We start from the raw sequence: 20529 nt of genomic DNA on the forward strand, positions 1-20529 counted from the left end.
GCTCGCTAATATTTTTCCCAACGTGCGTTTCCTGTCTACCCAGACAGCTTTGAACCTGGGTAGCAGCACGTTGTACACAGCCCTCTAGCACAGCCTCTGACGAGTTGGTACGCGATCTGCATTAAGGCATTGCACACATTGCAAGCCGGACTGTTCGCGCTCCGATCAAAATATTGTATACAATTGTTGTGGCAATCATTTGTAGGAAGTGTCTACAGTAGCGGCACAACAATAAACAGAGAGCCTGCTCAATGACTACGTCCCCTAGCACGTCTCCCGCCAAGCGCCCCGAGGACGAAAACCTCGGCCTTGGTGCCAACCTGGCTTATGGTCTGCAGCACGTCCTGACCATGTACGGAGGGATCGTCGCGGTACCGCTGATTCTCGGGCAGGCCGCAGGCCTGAACGGTGCCGAGATCGGCATGCTGATCGCCGCCTCGCTGTTCGCCGGTGGCTTGGCCACGCTGTTGCAGACGCTGGGCCTGCCGTTCTTCGGTTGCCAGTTGCCGTTGGTACAAGGTGTGTCGTTCGCAGGCGTCGCGACCATGGGTGCGATTCTCAGCAGTGAGGGCGGTGGTGGCCTCCCTGGCGTGCTGGGTGCGGTCATGGCAGCCTCGCTGATCGGTTTCCTGATCACCCCGGTGTTCTCGCGCATCACCAAGTTCTTCCCGCCGCTGGTCACCGGCATCGTCATCACCACCATCGGCCTGACCCTGATGCCTGTGGCTGCGCGCTGGGTAATGGGCGGCAACAGCGCTTCGCCGGAGTTCGGCAGCGTGGCCAACATCGGCCTGGCGGGACTGACCTTCGCCATCGTCCTGCTGCTGAGCAAGCTGGGCAGCGCAAGCATCTCGCGGCTGTCGATCCTGCTGGCCATGGTCCTCGGCACGCTGATCGCCTGGGCGCTGGGCATGACCGACTTCAGCAAGGTCGCCGAAGGCCCGATGTTCGCCTTCCCCACCCCGTTCCACTTCGGCATGCCGACTTTTCACATCGCGGCGATCCTGTCGATGTGCATCGTGATCATGGTGACGTTGGTGGAAACCTCGGCGGACATCCTCGCCGTGGGTGAGATCATCGACACCAAGGTCGACTCCAAGCGCCTGGGCAACGGCCTGCGCGCCGACATGGCATCGAGCATCCTGGCGCCGATCTTCGGCTCCTTCACCCAGAGTGCCTTTGCCCAGAACGTCGGCCTGGTGGCCGTGACCGGGGTCAAGAGCCGCTATGTGGTGGCCACCGGTGGCGTGATCCTGGTGGTACTCGGCCTGCTGCCGGTGATGGGCCGGGTGATTGCTGCAGTACCGACCCCGGTACTGGGCGGCGCAGGCATCGTGCTGTTCGGCACCGTGGCTGCCAGTGGCATCCGCACCCTGTCGAAGGTCAACTACAAGAACAACGTCAACCTGATCATCGTCGCCGCCTCGCTGGGCTTCGGCATGATCCCGATTGCCGCGCCGACCTTCTATCACAACTTCCCGAACTGGTTCGAGACCATCTTCCACTCCGGCATCAGCTCGGCGGCGATCATGGCCATCCTGCTGAACCTGATCTTCAACCACTTCACCGCTGGCAACTCGGACCAGCAATCGGTGTTCGCGGCAGCCTACGAACGCACCATCCAGTACTCGGACATCTCGGCACTGAGGGATGGCGATTACTTCAAGGATGGCAAGCTGTTCGATGCCGATGGCAACGAGGTACCGGTGATGGAGATGGACGAGCATGGCAATGCGACGCCCAGGCGCAGCGCGGTCGCCGAGCATTGACCGCTGACTGAGCGGTTACGCGGGAGGAGCCGATGCGCATCGTTGGCTCCCCTTTTTGTTTGTCTGTGGTGGCCTCATCGCCGGCAAGCCGGCGATGAGGCCACTACAGACAAAGCATTACTCGAACAAGGCATCCAACGCCTGCTCCAAGCGGGTCACGGCAATCACCTGCAACCCCGCCGGCGACTCCTTCGGCGCATTGCCCTTGGGTACGATGGCCCGCTTGAAGCCATGCTTGGCCGCTTCCTTCAAGCGCTCCTGCCCGCTCGGCACCGGCCGCACCTCGCCAGACAGACCAATCTCGCCGAACACCAGCAAGCCGTGGGCCAGCGGCCGGTTGCGCAAGCTGGACATCACCGCTGCCAGCAATGCCAAGTCGGATGCAGTCTCCAGTACCTTCACCCCGCCCACCACGTTGAGGAACACGTCCTGGTCGTGGGTGGGGATGCCGCCATGCCGATGCAGCACGGCCAGCAGCATGGCCAGGCGGTTCTGGTCCAGCCCCAAGGTCACCCGCCGCGGGTTGGCCAGATGGCTGTCGTCGACCAGCGCCTGCACTTCCACCAGCATCGGCCGGGTGCCTTCCCAGGTGGCCATGACCACGCTGCCGGGCACTTCTTCCTGGGCACGGTTGAGGAAGATCGCAGAAGGATTGGACACCTCCTTCAGGCCGCGGTCGGTCATGCCGAACACGCCCAGCTCGTTGACCGCACCGAAGCGGTTCTTTACCGCCCGCAACAGGCGCAGGCGGCCATCGGACTCGCCCTCGAAATACAACACGGTGTCGACCATGTGCTCCAGCACCCGCGGGCCGGCAAGCGAGCCTTCCTTGGTGACGTGGCCGACCAGGAAGATCGCCGTGCCGCTCTGCTTGGCATAGCGCACCAGCAACGCCGTACTCTCGCGCACCTGGGCCACGCCACCGGGCGCCGACTGCAGTTGCTCGGTGAAGATGGTCTGGATCGAGTCGATGACCATGACCCGCGGCTTCTCCTGCCGCGCCGTGGCGATGATGGTCTCGATACAGGTTTCGGTCATCACCTTGAGCTGGTCCTGCGGCAGGCCCAGGCGCCGCGAGCGCATGGCCACCTGCTGCTGGGATTCCTCGCCGGTGACATACAACGCCGGCATACCCACGGCGATGTTGCACAGGGTCTGCAGCAGGATGGTCGACTTGCCGATGCCGGGATCGCCACCGATCAGCACCACCGAACCATCGACCAGCCCACCGCCCAGCACGCGGTCCAGTTCGGTGCTGCTGGTGGTGAAGCGGGGGATTTCCTCGACGCTGACTTCGGCCAGGGTCTTGATCTGGGCCTGCTGCCCGCTCCACCCGGTGCGCCCGCTGGGGGCTGCGGCGCCGGCGCTTTCGATCATGGTTTCGACCAGGGTGTTCCAGGCCCCGCATTCGCCGCACTGGCCGGCCCATTTGGGGAAGGTCGCGCCGCACTCGGTGCAGCCGTACAAGCGCTTGGCCTTGGCCATGAGCACGTTCTCCTGGAAAAAACCGCCATGATAGCCGACGCAGACGTGTCTCGAACGCGTCGGGGTGCGACAAAACTATTCGTTCTAAGCGCAGTCACTACCCCTGAACAGCACGCATGAAGCGTTTTAGTGGCTTACACTGCGTAAACCTCACCAGTTGCAACAAAAGGAATCGAAAATGGGCATGATCAGTGAGTTCAAGGCCTTCGCGGTCAAGGGAAACGTCGTCGACATGGCGGTCGGTATCATCATCGGCGCGGCCTTCGGCAAGATCGTCTCCTCCTTCGTCGGTGACGTGATCATGCCGCCGCTGGGGCTGTTGATCGGTGGCGTGGACTTCAGCGACCTGGCCATTACCCTGAAAGCCGCCGAAGGCGATGTACCCGCAGTAGTGCTGGCCTATGGCAAGTTCATCCAGACCATCATCGATTTCGTGATCGTGGCGTTCGCCATCTTCATGGGGGTGAAGGCGATCAACAAGCTCAAGCGCGAGGAAGCCGTGGCGCCGAGCGTACCGCCAGCGCCGACCCCGCAGGAAACGCTGCTGAGCGAGATTCGCGACCTGCTCAAGGCGCAGAACCAGAACCGTCTGCCCTGACCTGACAGGGGGCGCCTTGCGCCCCCACGATCACCAGTAGTTTTCTACCGCCACCTGCCCTGGGCGCTTGCTCAGGCTCAGTTGCAGGTCGCGCGCCTTGAGCACCTTGCGCGTCTCGTCGATCATCTCCGGGTTACCGCAGAGCATGATCCGCGAATGCTCGGGCGACAGCTCCAGCCCCGCCGCTTTCTCCAGTTCGCCATTCTCGATCAGGGTGGTGATCCGAGCGTTCAAGGCGCCTGGGTGAGACTCACGCGTCACCACCGGGATGAACTGCAACTTGCCCGCGAACTCGGCGAGGTAGTCGCGCTGTTCCAGCCCGGCGATTTCGTCCACGTACGCCAGCTCCTGCGCCTCACGTACCGAATACACCAGCTTGATGTTGTCGAAGCGTTCCCAGGCCTCGAAGTCCTGCAGGATCGACATGAACGGCGCGATGCCGGTGCCAGTCGCCAACAGCCACAGGTCGCGCCCCCCGACGAAGCGATCGAGGGTCAGGAAGCCGAATGCCTGACGGTCGATGAGCAGCGTGTCGCCCTTGCCCAGGCGGCTCAGCTCGCTGGTGAATTCGCCGCCCGGCACGACGATCGAAAAGAAATCGAGATAGTCGTCGTGCGGTGCGCTGACCATCGAGTAGGCCCGCCATACCACACTGCCGTCGGCCTTGGTCACGCCGAGCCGAGCGAACTGGCCGGAGCGGAAACGAAAGCCCGGGTCGCGCGTGACCCGCAAGCTGAACAGGTTGGGCGTCAGCGGCTGGACGTCGAGCAGGGTCTGGCGGGTGTACTTGTCGGCGCTGGCGGTCATGTGGTGCTCCAATAAATGCATGCGCCAAGTGTCGCGCAAAGCGGCCAGGATAAAAACCGCTGGCGTGTAAGGTCAGAGAAAACCGATCGTACCGTTTTCACATGAAACGTGCGCGCTATAACAAAAAAACCCAACACAACGCTCGGACATTTCCTACAATCCCTCCGTGTGTGAATGTAATGGATCCTGCTGGACCAAGGGAGTAACGGATGCCGCTCTGGACTCACGAGCACCTTGAGCAATTGACTGGAGAAAGTGCCCCGGACCGGGTATTCGACCTGGCAGTACAGCTGGCACAAGACCTCGACATGACGTTTCTGGGCCTGAAACTACGCCTGCAACTGGCCGCCCAACCGCCCAAGGTGTTTCTCTACAGCAACTATCCACAGGCGTGGATCGAGCGCTATCAGCGCGATGATTTCCACAAACAGGATGCGGCGGCGAACCATAGCCATACCTCGACCATGCCAGTGCTGTGGACCGACGAACTGTTCCGCGAAGTCCCGCATTTTCGTGAACAAGCCTGCGAGCACGGTCTGCGACACGGCTGGACACAATCGCTGCACGACCTTCAGCACAATGAAAGCCAGATCAGCGTGGCCAGGCCGCTGGGTGAGGTCAGCTCGGCCGAGCTCTACAACAAGGCCGGCAAGGTGCAGTGGTTGTGCCATACCTTGCACGCCATCATCGGCGAACATCACCTGAGCAGACTTTGCCCACCCATCCCGAAGATGACCGAACGCGAACTGGAAGTGCTGAAATGGTCTGCAGCAGGCAAGACCGCTGCCGATGTCGCCTGCATCCTGTCCTTGTCGCAAAGCACGGTGAACTTCCATATCCGTAGCCTCATCACCAAGACCAATGCCTCCAACAAGGCCGGCGCCATCGCCATCGCCGCCATGCGTGGCCTGATCTGACAGCCATTCCTGCGACCGTGCGCAAAGCGCTGTAGAATCGCGTACCCGAACCCGTGGCGATCCGCCTGCGGGAGACCCGTACCCGAGCCAGACGCCATGCCCCTGTTGACCAGCCCCTATGCCGAACTCGACCTGATCCGACAGCCGGACCATGCCAACGACCCCCTGCAGGCTTTCGATGCCGCCGACGAGTACCTGCTCGAGCAACTGCATGGGCAAGCGCCGAGCGCGGCTTGCAGGGTGCTGGTGCTCAACGACAGCTTCGGTGCCCTGGCCGCCAGCCTGGAGGGCCACATTACGGTGGTCAGCAGCGGCGACTCGCACCTGGCGCGCATGGCCCTGGAGAAGAACCTGGCGCGCAACGGCAAGGCGTTCGACAGTGTGCCGTTCGTACCGGCCAGCGAGCACTGGCAAGGCCCCTTCGACCGGGTACTGGTGCGCGTACCCAAGACCCTCGCCCTGCTCGAAGAACAATTGATCCGCCTGCAACGCCACTTGGCCCCGGGTGCAGAGGTGATCGCCGGCGCCATGATCAAGCACTTGCCCCGGGCGGCGGGCGACCTGCTGGAGAAGTACATCGGCCCGGTGCAGGCTTCGCTGGCTCAGAAGAAGGCGCGCCTGCTGACCGCCACGCTGGCCGAGCGCCCGGCAGCCGTTTCGCCCTACCCGAGCCGCTACCGGCTCGATTCGCCGGCGCTGGAACTGCTCAACCACGCCAACGTGTTCTGCCGCGATGGCCTGGACATCGGCACCCGCGCCTTCCTCCCCCACCTGCCGCGCGACCTGGGCAACGCCCGCGTCGCGGACCTGGGCTGCGGCAACGGCGTGCTGGCCATCGCCAGTGCACTGGCCAACCCCCAGGCTCATTACACCCTGGTGGACGAGTCGTACATGGCGGTGCAATCGGCGCAAGAAAACTGGCAGGCCGCACTGGGTGACCGGGAGGTGACGGTGCTGGCAGGCGATGGACTGGCGGGCGTGGAAAAGCAGTCGCTGGACGTGGTGCTGTGCAACCCGCCGTTCCACCAGCAGCAGGTGGTCGGCGACTTCCTCGCCTGGCGCATGTTCCAGCAGGCTCGCGAAGCGCTGGTGGTGGGGGGCGCGCTGTATATCGTCGGTAACCGCCACCTGGGCTACCACAGCAAACTGGCGCGACTGTTCCGTGGCGTGGAGCAGGTGGCGGCGACGCCGAAGTTCGTGATCCTCAAGGCTCGCAAGTAGGATTCGAGGGCCCTGTCGCCGGCAAGCCGGCTCCCACAAGTTCCTGTGGGAGCCGGCTTGCCGGCGATGAGGCCCGGGCCGGATAACGTCAATGGGTGGTCAGGCCAGCGGCCCCCATGAACAACCGCATCACATACGCCGCCACTCCCAGCGCGGCCACGCTCATCGCCCAGATCAGCAACAGCCACCCCAGCCGCTGCCACAACGGCTTCTTCTCTTCCAGGCCATGTTTGCCAGTCATCATGCGCCCTCCTAGTGATAGCCGTCTTCGTGGGTGACCTTGCCGCGGAACACGTAGTAGCTCCAGAAGGTATACCCGAGGATGAACGGCAGGATGAACAATGTGCCCACCAGCATGAAGCCCTGGCTCTGCGGGGGTGCGGCAGCATCCCAGATCGAGATCGACGGCGGGATGATGTTCGGCCACAGGCTGATGCCCAGGCCGCTGTAGCCCAGGAAGATCAGCACCAGCGTCAGCAGGAACGGCGTGTAATGGGCATTGCGCGCCACCGCCTTGAGCAGGCCGTAGAACGTCACCATCACCAACAGCGGCACCGGCATGAACCAGATCAGGTTGGGCATGCTGAACCAGCGGTCGGCGATCTGTGGGTAGGCGATCGGCGTCCACAGGCTGACGATGCCGATCACCACCAGCAGCACCAGCGCCAGCGGCTTGGCCAGGTCATGCATCTGCTGCTGCAGCGGCCCCTCGGTCTTCATGATCAACCAGGTGCAGCCCAGCAGGGTGTAGGCCACGATCAGCCCCAGCCCGCTGAACAGGCTGAACGGGGTCAGCCAGTCGAGCGTGCCACCGGCGAAATGGCGGTCCACTACCTTGAAGCCTTCGATGAAGGCGCCCAGGGCAACGCCCTGGAAGAAGGTCGCGATCAGCGAGCCCCAGATGAACGCCTTGTCCCAGATATGCCGCTTGTGGGACCTGGCCTTGAAGCGGAACTCGAACGCCACGCCACGGAAGATCAGGCCGATCAGCATGAGGATCAGTGGCAGGTACAGCGCTTCGAGCACCACTGAGTAGGCCATCGGGAAGGCGCCGAACAGGCCGGCACCCCCGAGGATCAGCCAGGTTTCGTTGCCGTCCCACACCGGGGCGACGGTGTTCATCATCACATCGCGGTCCTGCTCGCCCTTGACGAAGGGGAAGAGCATGCCGATCCCCAGGTCGAAACCATCCATCACCACGTACATCATGACGCCGAAGATGATGATCACGGCCCAGATCAGCGGAAGGTCGATACCCATGACTCAGTTCTCCTTGCTCAGGCTGGCGGCCTTGGACTCGTGGCCATCATCGGCGGCAGACAGCGGCCGTGCCGGCGTGCGTTTCTGGCCGGGACCACCCGGCGTGTGCTCATCCCCCTCACCGGTCTTCGGCCCTTTGCGCACCAGGCGCATCATGTAGCCGAGGCCGGTCCCGAACAGGGCGAAGTACACCACCACGAACGCCACCAGGGTGAAGCCGAGCTGGGTGTAGCTATGGTTGGAGACCCCTTCCGAGGTACGCATCAGACCGTACACCACCCAGGGCTGGCGGCCGATTTCAGTGGTGAACCAGCCCGCGAGGATTGCGATCAGGCCCGATGGCCCCATCCACAGCGTCAGGTACAGGAACGGACGCGAGCTGTACAAGGTGCCGCGCTTGCGCAGCCACAGGCTCCACAGGCCGACGAAGATCATCAGCATGCCAAGCCCGACCATGACCCGGAACGACCAGAACACGATGGTCGAGTTGGGCCGGTCCTCTGGCGGGAACTCCTTCATCGCCGGGACCTGCTTGTCCAGGCTGTGGGTGAGGATCAGGCTGCCGAGCGCTGGAATCTCGAGCTTGAAGTGCGTGGTTTCGGCCTTCATGTCCGGGATGCCGAACAGGATCAGCGGGGTTGGCTCGCCGGGCACATTCTCCCAGTGGCCTTCGATCGCGGCGATCTTCACCGGTTGGTGCTTGAGGGTGTTGAGGCCGTGGAAGTCGCCGATCACTGCCTGAATCGGGGCAACGATGAGGGCCATCCACATGGCCATCGACAGCATCTTGCGTAGCGCAGGGTTGTCACGCCCGCGCAGCAGGTGCCAGGCCGCCGAAGCGCCGACGAAGAACGCCGTGGCGACGAATGCGGCCGTGGCCATGTGCATCAGGCGGTAGGGGAACGACGGGTTGAAGATCACTGCAAACCAATCCACCGGGACCACCCGACCATCGATGATTTCGTGTCCCTGCGGGGTCTGCATCCAGCTGTTGGAAGCCAGGATCCAGAAGGTCGACACCAGCGTACCCAGCGCCACCATCACCGTGGCGAAGAAGTGCAGGCCACGGCCGACACGGTTCCAGCCGAACAGCATGACACCGAGGAAACCGGCCTCGAGGAAGAACGCGGTGAGGACTTCATAGGTGAGCAACGGCCCGGTGACGGCGCCGGCGAAGTCGGAGAAACGGCTCCAGTTGGTGCCGAACTGGTAGGCCATGACCAGGCCGGAGACCACCCCCATGCCGAAGTTGACGGCGAAGATCTTCGACCAGAAGTGGTAGAGGTCACGGTAGACCTGGTCGCGGCTCCTCAGCCAAAGGCCTTCGAGGACTGCCAGATAGCTCGCCAGGCCAATGGTGATGGCCGGGAACAGGATGTGAAAGGACACGGTAAATGCGAACTGGATTCGGGCGAGATCTAGGGCCTCTAAACCGAACATAGTGCTTCCTCTTCAGATAATCCGGCATTCGGGCGCCAGGCCCTTGCGCCTACTGCCCCCACGGTATCGAGTGCGGCGAGTTGGAATTGTTCTGTGCAATCGCAGGGATTCCGGCCCGAAGGCCAATCGTTAGTTCTGGAACGATTGATCCAGATCAACGAATGCTTGCAAGCATAGTCTCGAATGGACCGACGGTCCGTGTGGTTGATTGCCGCGTGACCGGTTGCCCCACCCCCTTTCGTCACCTGTGAAAACGTGCAGATCCGGGCAAACAGTAACCTTTTGTTACAAACAGATGATACGCTGCCGACCCCTCTACTGCGCCGAGCCCACAGGTTTCCGATGCCCGAATCCACCCCGCAGTTGTTGCGCCATCATCGTCCCTTCATGGCCTTCTGGCTGGCGCGTGTGTTCACTGCCAGCGGCTTTCAGATGCTCACCGTGGCGATCGGCTGGCACCTCTACCAACTGACCGGCAATGTGCTCGACCTGGGCTTGGTGGGGCTGGTCGAATTCGCCCCTCGGGTGCTGTTCATGCTGCACACCGGGCATGTTGCCGACCGCTATGACCGGCGCAAGGTCGCAGCCCTGTGCCAGACCTTGCAGGGGCTGATCGCCCTGGCATTGGCACTGGGCAGCGCCACCGACAACGTCAGCCGCGAGCTGATCTTCGCCCTGGCCTTCCTGCTGGGCGCAGCCCGTTCGTTCGAGATGCCGGCGGGCCTGGGCCTGCTGCGCTCGGCACCGGCGGTGGGCGCATTGCTGATGTCGTTGTGGCTGGCGCGGTTCCCGGTCGAACGCAAGGTCGGTCGGACCATGTTCACTGCCGTGGGGGTGTTCGGCGTGGCAACCATCGCGTTTGGCCTGTCGACGTCGTTCTGGTTCTCGCTGGCGGTACTGGTGGTGCTGGGCGCTGCGGACATGATCAGCATGGTGATCCGCGGTGCGTTCGTGCAGCTGGAGACGCCGGATGAGATGCGCGGCCGGGTCAGCGCGGTCAATGGCCTGTTCATCGGTGCCTCGAATCAGCTCGGCGAGTTCGAGTCCGGGGTCACGGCGCACTGGTTTGGGACGGTGCCGGCGGTAGTGCTGGGGGGCGTGGGTACCTTGGTGGTGACGGGGGTGTGGATAAAGTTGTTCCCGAGCCTGGCCAGGCGGGATCGGTTGCACAGCAGTTGACGGGGTGACTGCGAGGGCCCAATCGCCGGCAAGCCGGCTCTTACAAGGACTCCGCAAGCCTTACCTGTGGGAGCCGGCTTGCTGGCGATAGGGCCGGTACTGACACCAATCATCCCATTCCCCAACGGCCATAGGCCCCTGCCATCCATGCTGGTATGATGCGCGGCTTTTTTCCTCCCCACACAAAACCACGGCAACCGGTACGGTCTGTGCTTTGCTGATGGGGTCGATACATTCACGGCGCCGGGGGCGCCTTGGGGAGCGGGCATGCTGGAAAGGCTGTTTCAACTAAGAGCACACAACACCAACGTGCGCACCGAGATTCTCGCGGGCGTCACCACCTTTCTGGCCATGGCCTACATCCTGTTCGTCAACCCGAGCATCCTCGGCGAGACCGGCATGGACAAGGGTGCAATCTTCGTCGCCACCTGCCTGGCGGCAGCCATCGGTTCGACGACCATGGGCCTGATCGCCAACTACCCGATCGCCCTGGCGCCGGGCATGGGCCTGAACGCCTTCTTCACCTACACGGTGGTCCTGCACATGGGCCATACCTGGCAGGTGGCCCTGGGCGCGGTGTTCCTGTCGGCGGTGATGTTCTTCCTGCTGTCGATCTTCCGCATCCGCGAATGGATCGTGAACAGCATCCCGCTGCCCTTGCGTTCAGCCATCGCTGCCGGTATCGGCTTGTTCCTGGCGCTGATCGCCTTGCATAACGCTGGTATCGTCGTCGATAACCCGGCCACCCTGGTGGGCTTGGGCGACCTCAAGCAGCCGGCGCCGATCCTGGCCACCCTGGGCTTCTTCCTGATCGTCGGCCTCGAGTCGCTGAAGGTGCGTGGCGCGGTGCTGATCGGCATCCTCGCTGTCACCGTCGCCTCGATCGTCATGGGCGTGACACCGTTCGGTGGCATCGTCTCCATGCCGCCATCGCTGGCCCCGACTTTCCTCCAGCTGGACGTCGCCGGCGCCCTCGACGTGGGCCTGGTCAGCGTGATCTTCGCCTTCCTGTTCGTCGACCTGTTCGACAACTCCGGCACCCTGATCGGCGTGGCCAAGCGCGCCGGCCTGATGGGCAAGGACGGGCACATGCCGAAGATGGGCCGCGCCCTGATCGCCGACAGCACCGCGGCCATGGCAGGTTCCCTGCTGGGTACCTCGACCACCACCAGCTACATCGAATCGGCAGCTGGCGTGAGCGCCGGTGGCCGCACTGGACTGACCGCCATCGTGGTCGCCGTGTTGTTCCTGCTGGCGCTGTTCTTCGCCCCGCTGGCCGGTAGCGTGCCGGCCTTCGCCACCGCTCCCGCGCTGCTGTTCGTCGCGGTGCTGATGGCCTCGGGCCTGGCCGAAATAAACTGGGACGACGTCACCGAAGCCGCGCCAGTGGTGGTGACTGCGCTGGCCATGCCGCTGACCTATTCGATCGCCAACGGCATCGCCTTCGGCTTCATTTCCTGGACCGCCGTCAAGCTGATCTCGGGCCACCACCGCGACCTGAACCCGGCACTGGTGATCCTTTCCATCCTGTTCGTGATCAAGCTGGGCTGGTTCAACGCATGAGTGCTGTCTTCGACCCAAGCGCCTACGACGCGCAACTCCAGGCCAAGGTCGCCCGCCTGCGCGAACTGCTGGCCCCCTTCGGCGCGCCGGAGCCGGCGGTCTTCGACTCGCCGCGCGAGCACTATCGCCTGCGCGCGGAGTTTCGCCTGTGGCGCGAGGACGGCCAGCGCCACTACGCGATGTTCGCCCCGGGCGAGAAGCACAAGGCGATCCTGATCGATGACTTCCCCATCGCCAGCGAGCGCATCAACGTGCTGATGCCGCGCCTGAAGGCGGCCTGGCAGGCCAGTGAAGAACTGAGCAATCGCCTGTTCCAGGTCGAGTTCCTCACCACCCTGGCTGGCGATGCGATGGTCACGATGTGCTACCACCGCCCGCTGGATGACGCCTGGGAAGTGGCAGCGCGGCAGCTGGCCGAAGAGTTGGGTGTCAGCCTCATCGGACGCTCCAAGGGCAAGCGCCTGGTCATCGGTCGCGACTACGCCGTGGAAAAACTCGACGTGGCCGGCCGGGTGTTCAGCTATCGCCAGCCGGAAGGCGCATTCACCCAGCCCAACGGCGCGGTGAACCAGAAGATGCTGAGCTGGGCATTCGAGGCCATCGGCGAGCGCGACGACGACCTGCTGGAGCTGTACTGCGGCAACGGCAACTTCACCCTGCCGCTGGCCACCCGCGTGCGCCAGGTGCTGGCCACCGAGATCAGCAAGACCTCGGTCAACGCCGCCCTGAGCAACCTCGACGAGAACGCTGTGGATAACGTGCGCCTGGTGCGCCTGTCGGCGGAAGAGCTGACCCAGGCGCTGAACGAGGTTCGTCCGTTCCGGCGTCTGGAAGGCATCGACCTGAAAAGCTACGACTTCGGCACCGTGTTCGTCGACCCGCCGCGTGCCGGCATGGACCCGGACACCTGCGAACTGACTCGCCGCTTCGAGCGCATCCTGTACATCTCGTGCAACCCCGAGACCCTGGCGCAGAACATCGCCCAGCTGCAAGATACCCACCGTATCGAACGCTGCGCGCTGTTCGACCAGTTCCCGTACACCCATCACATGGAAAGCGGGGTGCTGCTGGTCCGGCGCTGATCCGCGATGCCGTGGGCCCCTCCCCCGGGCCCACGGCACGCAGCCAGGAGAGTTGATGGACCAGTTCAGCGCCATGCAAACCTTCCGCCGGGTCGTCGACCTCGGCAGCTTCAGCGCCGCCGCCAGCCAGGCCGGCGTGTCGCATACCGTTCTGTCACGCCAGGTGAAGCAGCTGGAACAGCACCTGGGCACGCAATTGCTTACCCGCACCACCCGCCGCCTGCACCTGACCGAAGCCGGTGCGCTGTTCTATCGCCACTGCGTGCAGATCCTCGAACAGATGCAGGCGATGACCCTGGAACTCTCCGAGCACCAGCAACAGCCCAGCGGCACCCTGCGCCTGGGGGTGGCCACGGCGTTCGGCGAACTGGAACTGGCGCGCTGGTTGCCGGACTTCGTCGAGCGTCACCCGCTGCTGCAGATCGAGCTGCAATGCAGCGATCGCTTCGTCGACCTGCTGGAGGAACAGATCGATGTGTGCCTGCGGGTTATCGACCACCTGCCGGACTCCAGCCTGGTCGCGCGCCGACTGGCGAGCAGTGAAGTGATGCTGGTGGCCGCTCCGCGCTACCTGGAGCGCCACGGGTTACCCACCACACCCGAGGCATTGGCCAGCCATCCCCTGCTCGGCTACAGCCAGCTGTTGCACCCGCAGCGTCTGCAACTGACAGGGGCTTGTGGCGAACAGTGCGACATCCTCATGCCCCGGCGCCTGAGCGCGAACTCGCCGATGGCCCTGCGAGCCGCCGCCATTGGCGGGCTGGGAATCGCCAGTTTCGACCGATTCATCGTTCATGATGCACTGCTGGACGGGCGCTTGGTGCCGGTGCTGGAGAACTGGAAGCTTCCCGCGCGCAGCCTGTATGCAGTTTATCCACAGAGCCGCTACCTGGCGCCCAAGGTACGGGCGCTGCTGGATTACGTTCAGGCTTACTACTCACAGGCGAGATGGTAATCCTGATTTGTGCTCTAAGCGCACAAGTCATGACTAACCTGCTGCGTATTTGTGCGCCTTTCGTTTGATTACCCTTCGTTGCACATCCACTTGACGAAGGAACTTCACCATGAAAGCAGTGCAAGCAATCATCGCGGTCTTGACGCTCGGTACCCTGGCTGTCGCCGTCAACGCGGCGGAAAAAAGCATTTCGGTGACCGACAGTACGGCATTGAATTGGCAGGACGTACCCAATACCAAGGGCGCCGTGAGTTATGCCAACGTCGAGGGCGATATCTTCGGCAAGGGGCCTTATTCGGCCTATGTGAAATTCAGGAAGGGCACAGACAATGGCCTGCACCAGCACAGCCAGACGTTGCCGACCGTGGTTTTGGGCGGGACCTTCTATGCGGTGATCGATGGCAAGCGCATCGAGTATCCGGCCGGGTCCTATTACAAACTGCCAGCCGATCTGGTCCATGAGAGCGGCTGCACTGCTGCAGCCGACTGCCTGTTGTTCCAGTACCAGGCTGATGCGTTTGACCTGAAGCCTGTGAAAGGCTGAGGGCCTGGGGCTGCTTTGCAGCCCTTTCGCGACACAAGGCCGCTCCTACAGGCAACCGCGATCACCTGTAGGAACGGCCTTGTGTCGCGAAAGGGCCGCAACGCGGCCCCAACAACATCAGAAGTCGAAGAACACCGTCTCCCCTTCCCCCTGAATCCGGATATCGAAGCGATACGCCGTCTTCCCCTCCACCTCGCAACGCTTGGCAATCAACGTCTCGCGCCGCTGTGGCTGCTCGATCAGGTTGAGCACCGGGCACTTGGCGTTGGCTTCGGCCTCGTCATCGAAATACAACCGCGTATGCAGGTGAATGTTGATGCCCCGGGCGAACAGGCTGATGTTGATGTGCGGGGCCATCGGCACACCGGCGGCATTGTTGACCACACCCGGCTTGACCGTTTGCACGGTCCACTCGCCGGCATCGAATGTGGTGGCCGTGCGACCGAAGCTGTTGAAGGCGTTTTCCAGGTTGTAGGCATCCTGGTACTGGCCATCGGCATCGGCCTGCCAGATTTCCAGGAACGAGTCACGCACCAGGTGGCCATTGCCGTCATACACCTGGCCGATCAGCAGAATGTGCTCGCCCGGGGCGTCCGGCTTGGCCAGGCGGTTCCAGATTTCCTGGTCGCGGGTCGGGTTGCCGGCCGCTTCCAGGGCCAGGCCGATGTGCACGTAGGGGCCGGCGGTCTGCGAAGGCGTTTCCGGCAGCAGTTCGATTGGCATGGCGGAGTCCTCAGCAGTTCTCGAAGTGGGTCTTGCGCTGGCCACGCAGCACGATGTCGAAGCGATACGCCAGACAGTCCATCGGGTTGGCGTTGCTCATGTCGAGCTTGGCGATCAGTTGCTGCACCGCTTCGGGGTTGGCAATCGACTTGACGATCGGGCACATCGGGATCAACGGGTCGCCCTCGAAGTACAGCTGGGTGATCAGCTTGGTGGCGATCGAAGGGCCGCTGATGGCGAAGTGGATATGCGCCGGGCGCCAGTCGTTCGGACCGTTGCGCCATGGGTAAGGGCCGGGCTTGATGGTGCGGAAGCTGTAGTAGCCGTCGCGGTCGGTCAGGCAACGGCCAACCCCGCCGAAGTTCGGGTCCAGCGGTGCCAGGTAGCGGTCGTTCTTGTGCCGGTAGCGGCCACCGGCATTGGCTTGCCACATTTCCACCAAGGTGTTGGCCACCGGCTTGCCGTACTGGTCGACGACCCGGCCGGCGACAATGATGCGCTCACCGATGGGCAGGCCACCGTTGTTGAAGTTCAGCAGCAGGTCATGGTCATGGACCTCGAAGCCCAGGTGGGAAAAATCCGGGCCGGTGGTTTCACTGATCGACTGGGGAATGCTCACCAGCGCCTGGCGCGGCGAACGGGCGATGGAAGTCTTGTAGTCAGGCGTCAGGGCCTTGGGGTGCCAATTGCGATCACGGATCACGAAGCGGCTGGTGTCCTGGGCGGGCATGCCGGTTTCCTCTCTTGGAATTATCAGAGCGCCTGGGCTGAGCAGGCGGACTTGCAATTTCGGATAGGTCGCACGAGATGAATATTGAATTCACACTCCCCATACATAACCAAATGGTTATGAATTAGTACCTTTGCCAAGGGTGAACTAATCTTTTACTTCCTGTTTCACGCTCTGGAGAGCCCTCATGGAATGGCGAAAAGGCCGGCGTAGCGACAACGTGGTCGATGCCCGCGGTGAAGGTGGCGGCGGCGGTGGCGGCATGCGTTTCGGCGGCGGCAAAGGCCTGGGGCTTGGGGCGATTCTGCTGATCGTCGGGATCGGCTGGCTCACCGGCCAGGACCCGCTGCAGATCCTCGGCCAGCTCACCGGGCAGATGTCGCAGCAGCAACAGCAGTTTCCCAGTGGCACAGAGAACAAGGCGCCGGCGGCCAATGACGAGCAGGCGCAGTTCGTCGCGTCGATCCTGGGCGACACCGAGGACACCTGGAAAGCCCTGTTCTCCCAGGCCGGCAAGCAGTATCGCGATCCCAAGCTGGTGCTGTTCAGTGGCCAGGTGAATTCCGCCTGCGGCTTCGCCTCGGCGGCAGTGGGCCCGTTCTACTGCCCGGCGGATCAACGGGTGTACCTGGACATGTCGTTCTTCCGTGAAATGGAAACCCGCTTCGCCGCCGCTGGCGATTTCGCCCAGGCCTACGTGATCGCCCACGAGATCGGCCACCATGTGCAAACCCTGCTTGGCGTGTCGGCCAAGGTCGATGCTGCGCGTCGCAACGGCCAGCGCATGGAAGGCGACAACGGCTTGCTGGTTCGCCAGGAATTGCAGGCCGACTGCCTGGCCGGGGTCTGGGCCTACCAGGCCCAGAAGCGCCTGAACTGGCTGGAGCCGGGTGATGTCGAGGAAGCCTTGAATGCCGCCAATGCCATTGGCGATGACCGCCTGCAGCAGCAGGGCCAAGGGCGCGTAGTGCCCGACTCGTTCACCCATGGCACATCGCAGCAACGCGTGCGTTGGTTCAAGGCCGGGTTTGGCCAGGGCGACGTGAGCAGCTGCGACACCTTCAGCGCGCGCAGTCTCTGAGACAGCACGGGCCGCTCAGCGGCCCGTTCGCGGCGCACGCCCCAAGAAGACGCAAACGTTTTCACAGAAATGCCAATCTGCTGAAAAAGCGCTTCAGCTTCCCCGCCTCTTGCCGATAACCCCTGCACGATTGAGGCGGGCATCCAGAACAACAACGCCTCGCAATCGAAGATCAAGTGAGCGAAATTTTTCTGGAGAGCGTGCATGAACAGCTGGTTCGCCAACATCAGCGTCAACCTAAAACTCGGCCTGGGCTTCGGCCTGGTGCTGTTTCTAACCGGCCTGCTGGCCCTGACCGGCTGGACCAGCCTGGGCAGCCTCATCGACCGCAGCAACTGGATGGGCGATATCGGCCAGCTCAACAAGGACCTGACCGACCTGCGGATCGCGCGCCTGCAGTACATGATCGCCAACGGCGACGAAACCACCGCTGCCAATACGCAGGCCAAGCTTGATGCCTTCAGCAAGCAGCAGCAGTACCTGGCCAGCACCTTCATGAGCCCGGAGAACGTCCAGCTGCTCAAGGAGCTGGGGCAGACCATCAGCGAGTACAAGGTATCGCTGAACAAGATGCGTGCCGGCTACAAGGGTTCGCAGGCCGCCCGCGACGCCATGAACCTGTCCGCCAGCAAGGCCGATGAAGCCATGGATACCCTGGGCCAGGACGTGATGTCGCGCGCAGAGCCCGATGGCGTGCGCCTGGCGCAGTACCAACTGATCAGCAAGGCGCGCCAGCTATTGCTGCAAGTGCGTATCGACGTGCGCGGCTACATCGCCGAAAGCACCGCGGCCAACGAACAGGCCGCACTGCGCCAGCTGGACGCGGCGCTGGTGGAAATCGACGACCTCAAGCGCCAGTTGCCTGCCGAGGCCACGCGAGTGAAGCAGTTCGAGCAGTCGGTGCAGGCCTACCGTGACGCGGTGCGCCAGTTCCGCGATGCCGTCGCCGAGATCACCACTGCCCGCGCCGAAATGACCGTGCAGGGCGCCGACATCGTCAAGCGCAGCGACGCGCTGTACAAGATCCAGCTGGAACGCCGCGACGTCGAGAGCGCCCAGGCTCGCAGCCTGCAGACCATCGCCACGCTACTGGCCTTGCTCGCCGGTGTGCTGGCAGCCGTGCTGATCACCCGGCAGATCACCGGCCCGCTGCGCGAAACCCTGAAGGCCGTGGAACGGATCGCTGGCGGCGACCTTACCCACGACCTGCGGGTTACTCGCCGCGACGAGATCGGCGTGCTCCAGCAAGGCATCGCGCGCATGGGCGTTACCCTTCGCGAGCTGATCAGTGGCATCCGCGACGGCGTCACCCAGATCGCCAGCGCCGCCGAAGAGCTGTCGGCAGTGACCGAGCAGACCAGCGCCGGCGCCAACAGCCAAAAGGTGGAAACCGACCAGGTCGCCTCCGCGATGCATGAAATGGCCGCAACCGTCCAGGAAGTCGCGCGCAACGCCGAGCAAGCTTCGCACGCAGCCACCGGCGCCGACGACGAGGCCCGTGAGGGCGACCGCGTGGTCGGTGAAGCGATCAGCCAGATCGAGCGCCTGGCCGAGGAAGTGCACCGCTCCACCGAAGCGATGAACCTGCTGCAACAGGAAAGCCAGAAGATCGGCAGTGTCATGGACGTGATCAAGTCGGTGGCCGAACAGACCAACCTGCTGGCACTCAACGCCGCGATCGAAGCGGCCCGGGCCGGGGAGGCCGGCCGTGGCTTTGCCGTGGTGGCCGATGAAGTGCGTGGCCTGGCCCAGCGTACCCAGAAGTCGACCGAGGAGATTGAAGAGCTGGTCGCCGGCCTGCAGCACGGCACCCAACAGGTGGCCAATGCAATGCACGGTAGCCGCACCCTGACTGACAGCAGTGTGGAACTGGCGCGCAAGGCCGGGGCTTCGCTGGAGAACATCACCGGCACGGTGTCGAGCATCCAGTCGATGAACCAGCAGATCGCGGCGGCGGCGGAGCAGCAGAGCGCGGTGGCTGAAGAGATCAGCCGGAGCATCCTGAATGTGCGGGATGTGTCGGAGCAGACGGCGGCGGCCAGTGACGAGACAGCGAAGTCCAGCATGGAGCTGGCGCGTCTTGGAGGGCAGTTGCAGATGCTGGTCAGCCAGTTCCGCGTCTGACCTGGAGGGCTTGGGGCCGCTTTGCAGCCCATCGCCGGCAAGCCGGCGATAGGGCCAGCAGCTTGTTTTTGACGATCATCCCCACCCCGCGCCCATCTCGTCGTTGAGCAGGAAAGGAACTGTCGCGCTCAGGCCACTCAGCAGGCGTACATGGCCAATTTGCGCTGGATGAAATCGAGGAAGCACTGGATGCGCAGGGCCAGTTGCGTGTTGCGGTAGTAGACAGCGTGGATCGGCTGGCGATAGCCGTTGTGGGCTTGGCCGAGCACCACCTGCAGACGCCCGGCGCGGATGTCTTCGTGGGTCATGAAGTGCGACAGGCTGACGATGCCCTCCCCCGCCAGGGCCAGTTGGCGCAAGGTTTCGCCGCTGGAGGCCAGCAGCGCCGGACGGATCGGCCAGCGATCGCCCTGGGCATGACGCAATGGCCATTGGTTGAGCGATTCGGGCTGGCTGAAGCCGAGCAGGCAATGCTCATGCAGGTCCTCCACGCGCTCAGGGGTACCGTGCCGTTCGAGGTAGGCGGGGCTGGCCAGTACCTGCACCGGGCTGCAGCCCAGCGAGCGGGCGTGCAGGCTGGAGTCGGCCAGCTCGCCGATGCGAATGGCCACGTCCGTGCTCTGCTCGAGCAGGTCGATGATCAGGTCGTCGGTGTTGAGCTCCAGCTCGATGCCGGGGTATTGGCGACGGAACTCACCGATCCACGGCAGGATGGCATGCAGCATGAAGGGTGCGGCCGCGTTGATGCGCAATCGCCCGGAGGCCGTCTGCCGGTTCATCGACAAGCGCTCCTCCATCTCGTCCATCTGTTCCAGCACCAGGCGTGAGCGTTCGAGGAAGAAGCGTCCTTCCTCGGTCAAGTCCATGCGCCGCGTGGTGCGGTTGACCAAGGTGGTGCCCAGCTTGGCCTCCAGGCGCGACAGCGTGCGGCTGACCGCCGACGGGGTCTGGCCGATCTGCTCGGCGGCTGCGGAAATCGAGCCGCAGTCGATCACGGCGACGAATACCTGGAGTTCTTCGGATCGGGTTTTCACGTAGGGGCCTGTGTCTG

General features: G+C 63.4%; 19 protein-coding genes and 1 pseudogene. 12 read left to right on the forward strand and 8 right to left on the reverse strand.

Annotation, left to right across the window (positions count from 1 at the left end; all coding sequences use genetic code 11):
- Nucleotides 1–251: 251 nt before the first annotated feature.
- Nucleotides 252–1769 carry a nucleobase:cation symporter-2 family protein gene (locus tag PPL01S_RS21250; protein ID WP_028626132.1) on the forward strand — a complete coding sequence of 506 codons (1518 nt, stop codon included), beginning with the start codon at nucleotides 252–254 and terminating at the stop codon, nucleotides 1767–1769.
- Between the two features lie 117 nt (nucleotides 1770–1886).
- Here PPL01S_RS21250 and radA read toward each other — a convergent pair whose 3' ends face one another.
- Complete coding sequence (gene radA / locus PPL01S_RS21255; protein ID WP_028626133.1) at nucleotides 1887–3254, reverse strand: DNA repair protein RadA; 1368 nt, start codon at nucleotides 3252–3254, stop codon at nucleotides 1887–1889.
- Between the two features lie 178 nt (nucleotides 3255–3432).
- Here radA and mscL point away from each other — a divergent pair, with 178 nt between their 5' ends.
- Complete coding sequence (mscL, locus tag PPL01S_RS21260; RefSeq protein ID WP_028626134.1) at nucleotides 3433–3852, forward strand: large-conductance mechanosensitive channel protein MscL; 420 nt, start codon at nucleotides 3433–3435, stop codon at nucleotides 3850–3852.
- A gap of 30 nt (nucleotides 3853–3882) precedes the next feature.
- Here mscL and PPL01S_RS21265 read toward each other — a convergent pair whose 3' ends face one another.
- Entirely contained in the window at nucleotides 3883–4659 is a 777-nt protein-coding gene (locus PPL01S_RS21265) for a ferredoxin--NADP reductase (protein WP_028626135.1), read from the reverse strand.
- A 209-nt stretch (nucleotides 4660–4868) separates the two neighbouring features.
- Here PPL01S_RS21265 and PPL01S_RS21270 point away from each other — a divergent pair, with 209 nt between their 5' ends.
- Complete coding sequence (locus tag PPL01S_RS21270; RefSeq protein ID WP_016392163.1) at nucleotides 4869–5576, forward strand: autoinducer binding domain-containing protein; 708 nt, start codon at nucleotides 4869–4871, stop codon at nucleotides 5574–5576.
- A 96-nt stretch (nucleotides 5577–5672) separates the two neighbouring features.
- The gene (locus tag PPL01S_RS21275) at nucleotides 5673–6797 is read left to right on the forward strand and encodes a methyltransferase (protein ID WP_016392164.1); all 1125 of its coding nucleotides are present in this window, start codon (nucleotides 5673–5675) and stop codon (nucleotides 6795–6797) included.
- 88 nt (nucleotides 6798–6885) lie between these two features.
- Here PPL01S_RS21275 and PPL01S_RS21280 read toward each other — a convergent pair whose 3' ends face one another.
- Genes PPL01S_RS21280 through PPL01S_RS21290 form a run of 3 tightly spaced genes read right to left on the reverse strand, consistent with a single transcriptional unit; the run spans nucleotide 6886 to nucleotide 9497 of the window.
- Nucleotides 6886–7041 carry a DUF2474 domain-containing protein gene (locus tag PPL01S_RS21280; protein WP_081663495.1) on the reverse strand — a complete coding sequence of 52 codons (156 nt, stop codon included), beginning with the start codon at nucleotides 7039–7041 and terminating at the stop codon, nucleotides 6886–6888.
- An 8-nt stretch (nucleotides 7042–7049) separates the two neighbouring features.
- On the reverse strand, nucleotides 7050–8057 hold the full coding sequence (gene cydB / locus PPL01S_RS21285; RefSeq protein ID WP_016392345.1) for a cytochrome d ubiquinol oxidase subunit II: 1008 nt from the start codon (nucleotides 8055–8057) through the stop codon (nucleotides 7050–7052).
- Nucleotides 8058–8060: 3 nt separating this feature from the next.
- Nucleotides 8061–9497 carry a cytochrome ubiquinol oxidase subunit I gene (locus PPL01S_RS21290; RefSeq protein WP_028626136.1) on the reverse strand — a complete coding sequence of 479 codons (1437 nt, stop codon included), beginning with the start codon at nucleotides 9495–9497 and terminating at the stop codon, nucleotides 8061–8063.
- Between the two features lie 342 nt (nucleotides 9498–9839).
- Here PPL01S_RS21290 and PPL01S_RS21295 point away from each other — a divergent pair, with 342 nt between their 5' ends.
- The 5 genes from PPL01S_RS21295 to PPL01S_RS21315 all read left to right on the forward strand — a co-directional run bounded on the left by PPL01S_RS21295 (nucleotide 9840) and on the right by PPL01S_RS21315 (nucleotide 14820).
- Complete coding sequence (locus PPL01S_RS21295) at nucleotides 9840–10676, forward strand: MFS transporter (RefSeq protein ID WP_016392347.1); 837 nt, start codon at nucleotides 9840–9842, stop codon at nucleotides 10674–10676.
- Nucleotides 10677–10943: 267 nt separating this feature from the next.
- Nucleotides 10944–12239: an NCS2 family permease gene (locus PPL01S_RS21300; protein ID WP_016392348.1), complete on the forward strand. Its 1296-nt coding sequence runs from the start codon at nucleotides 10944–10946 to the stop codon at nucleotides 12237–12239.
- The gene (gene trmA, locus PPL01S_RS21305) at nucleotides 12236–13321 is read left to right on the forward strand and encodes a tRNA (uridine(54)-C5)-methyltransferase TrmA (RefSeq protein ID WP_028626137.1); all 1086 of its coding nucleotides are present in this window, start codon (nucleotides 12236–12238) and stop codon (nucleotides 13319–13321) included. The genes PPL01S_RS21300 and trmA overlap by 4 nt, the downstream gene beginning before the upstream one ends.
- A 55-nt stretch (nucleotides 13322–13376) precedes the next feature.
- Nucleotides 13377–14276 (forward strand): LysR family transcriptional regulator, encoded by a 900-nt coding sequence (locus tag PPL01S_RS21310; RefSeq protein ID WP_016392350.1) that lies wholly within the window; start codon nucleotides 13377–13379, stop codon nucleotides 14274–14276.
- A 109-nt stretch (nucleotides 14277–14385) separates the two neighbouring features.
- Nucleotides 14386–14820, forward strand: a complete 435-nt coding sequence (locus PPL01S_RS21315; protein ID WP_016392351.1) for a cupin domain-containing protein — start codon at nucleotides 14386–14388, stop codon at nucleotides 14818–14820.
- Nucleotides 14821–14937: 117 nt separating this feature from the next.
- On the opposite strand, the gene pcaG is transcribed toward PPL01S_RS21315, so the two are convergent.
- Together pcaG and pcaH are read right to left on the reverse strand one after the other, a co-directional pair.
- Nucleotides 14938–15543: a protocatechuate 3,4-dioxygenase subunit alpha gene (gene pcaG / locus PPL01S_RS21320; protein ID WP_016392352.1), complete on the reverse strand. Its 606-nt coding sequence runs from the start codon at nucleotides 15541–15543 to the stop codon at nucleotides 14938–14940.
- Between the two features lie 10 nt (nucleotides 15544–15553).
- Nucleotides 15554–16273 carry a protocatechuate 3,4-dioxygenase subunit beta gene (gene pcaH, locus PPL01S_RS21325; RefSeq protein WP_028626138.1) on the reverse strand — a complete coding sequence of 240 codons (720 nt, stop codon included), beginning with the start codon at nucleotides 16271–16273 and terminating at the stop codon, nucleotides 15554–15556.
- Between the two features lie 187 nt (nucleotides 16274–16460).
- Here pcaH and ypfJ point away from each other — a divergent pair, with 187 nt between their 5' ends.
- From ypfJ to PPL01S_RS26100, 3 genes and pseudogenes are all read left to right on the forward strand, one after another.
- Nucleotides 16461–17354, forward strand: coding sequence for a KPN_02809 family neutral zinc metallopeptidase (ypfJ, locus tag PPL01S_RS21330; protein ID WP_016392354.1), 894 nt, complete (start codon nucleotides 16461–16463; stop codon nucleotides 17352–17354).
- Between the two features lie 339 nt (nucleotides 17355–17693).
- Nucleotides 17694–18620 (forward strand): annotated as a pseudogene (locus tag PPL01S_RS26095) (methyl-accepting chemotaxis protein); the annotation flags it as partial.
- A complete protein-coding gene (locus tag PPL01S_RS26100) occupies nucleotides 18615–19478 on the forward strand; it encodes a methyl-accepting chemotaxis protein (protein ID WP_373271158.1) in 864 nt (287 codons plus the stop codon). The pseudogene PPL01S_RS26095 and the gene PPL01S_RS26100, both read left to right, overlap by 6 nt.
- Nucleotides 19479–19615: 137 nt before the next feature.
- Here the strand turns inward: PPL01S_RS26100 and PPL01S_RS21340 are convergent, their stop codons facing one another.
- On the reverse strand, nucleotides 19616–20512 hold the full coding sequence (locus PPL01S_RS21340) for a LysR family transcriptional regulator (RefSeq protein ID WP_016392356.1): 897 nt from the start codon (nucleotides 20510–20512) through the stop codon (nucleotides 19616–19618).
- Nucleotides 20513–20529: the final 17 nt, after the last annotated feature.

The organism is Pseudomonas plecoglossicida NBRC 103162 = DSM 15088, assembly GCF_000730665.1.
GTDB classification, from domain to species: Bacteria; Pseudomonadota; Gammaproteobacteria; order Pseudomonadales; family Pseudomonadaceae; genus Aquipseudomonas; species Aquipseudomonas plecoglossicida.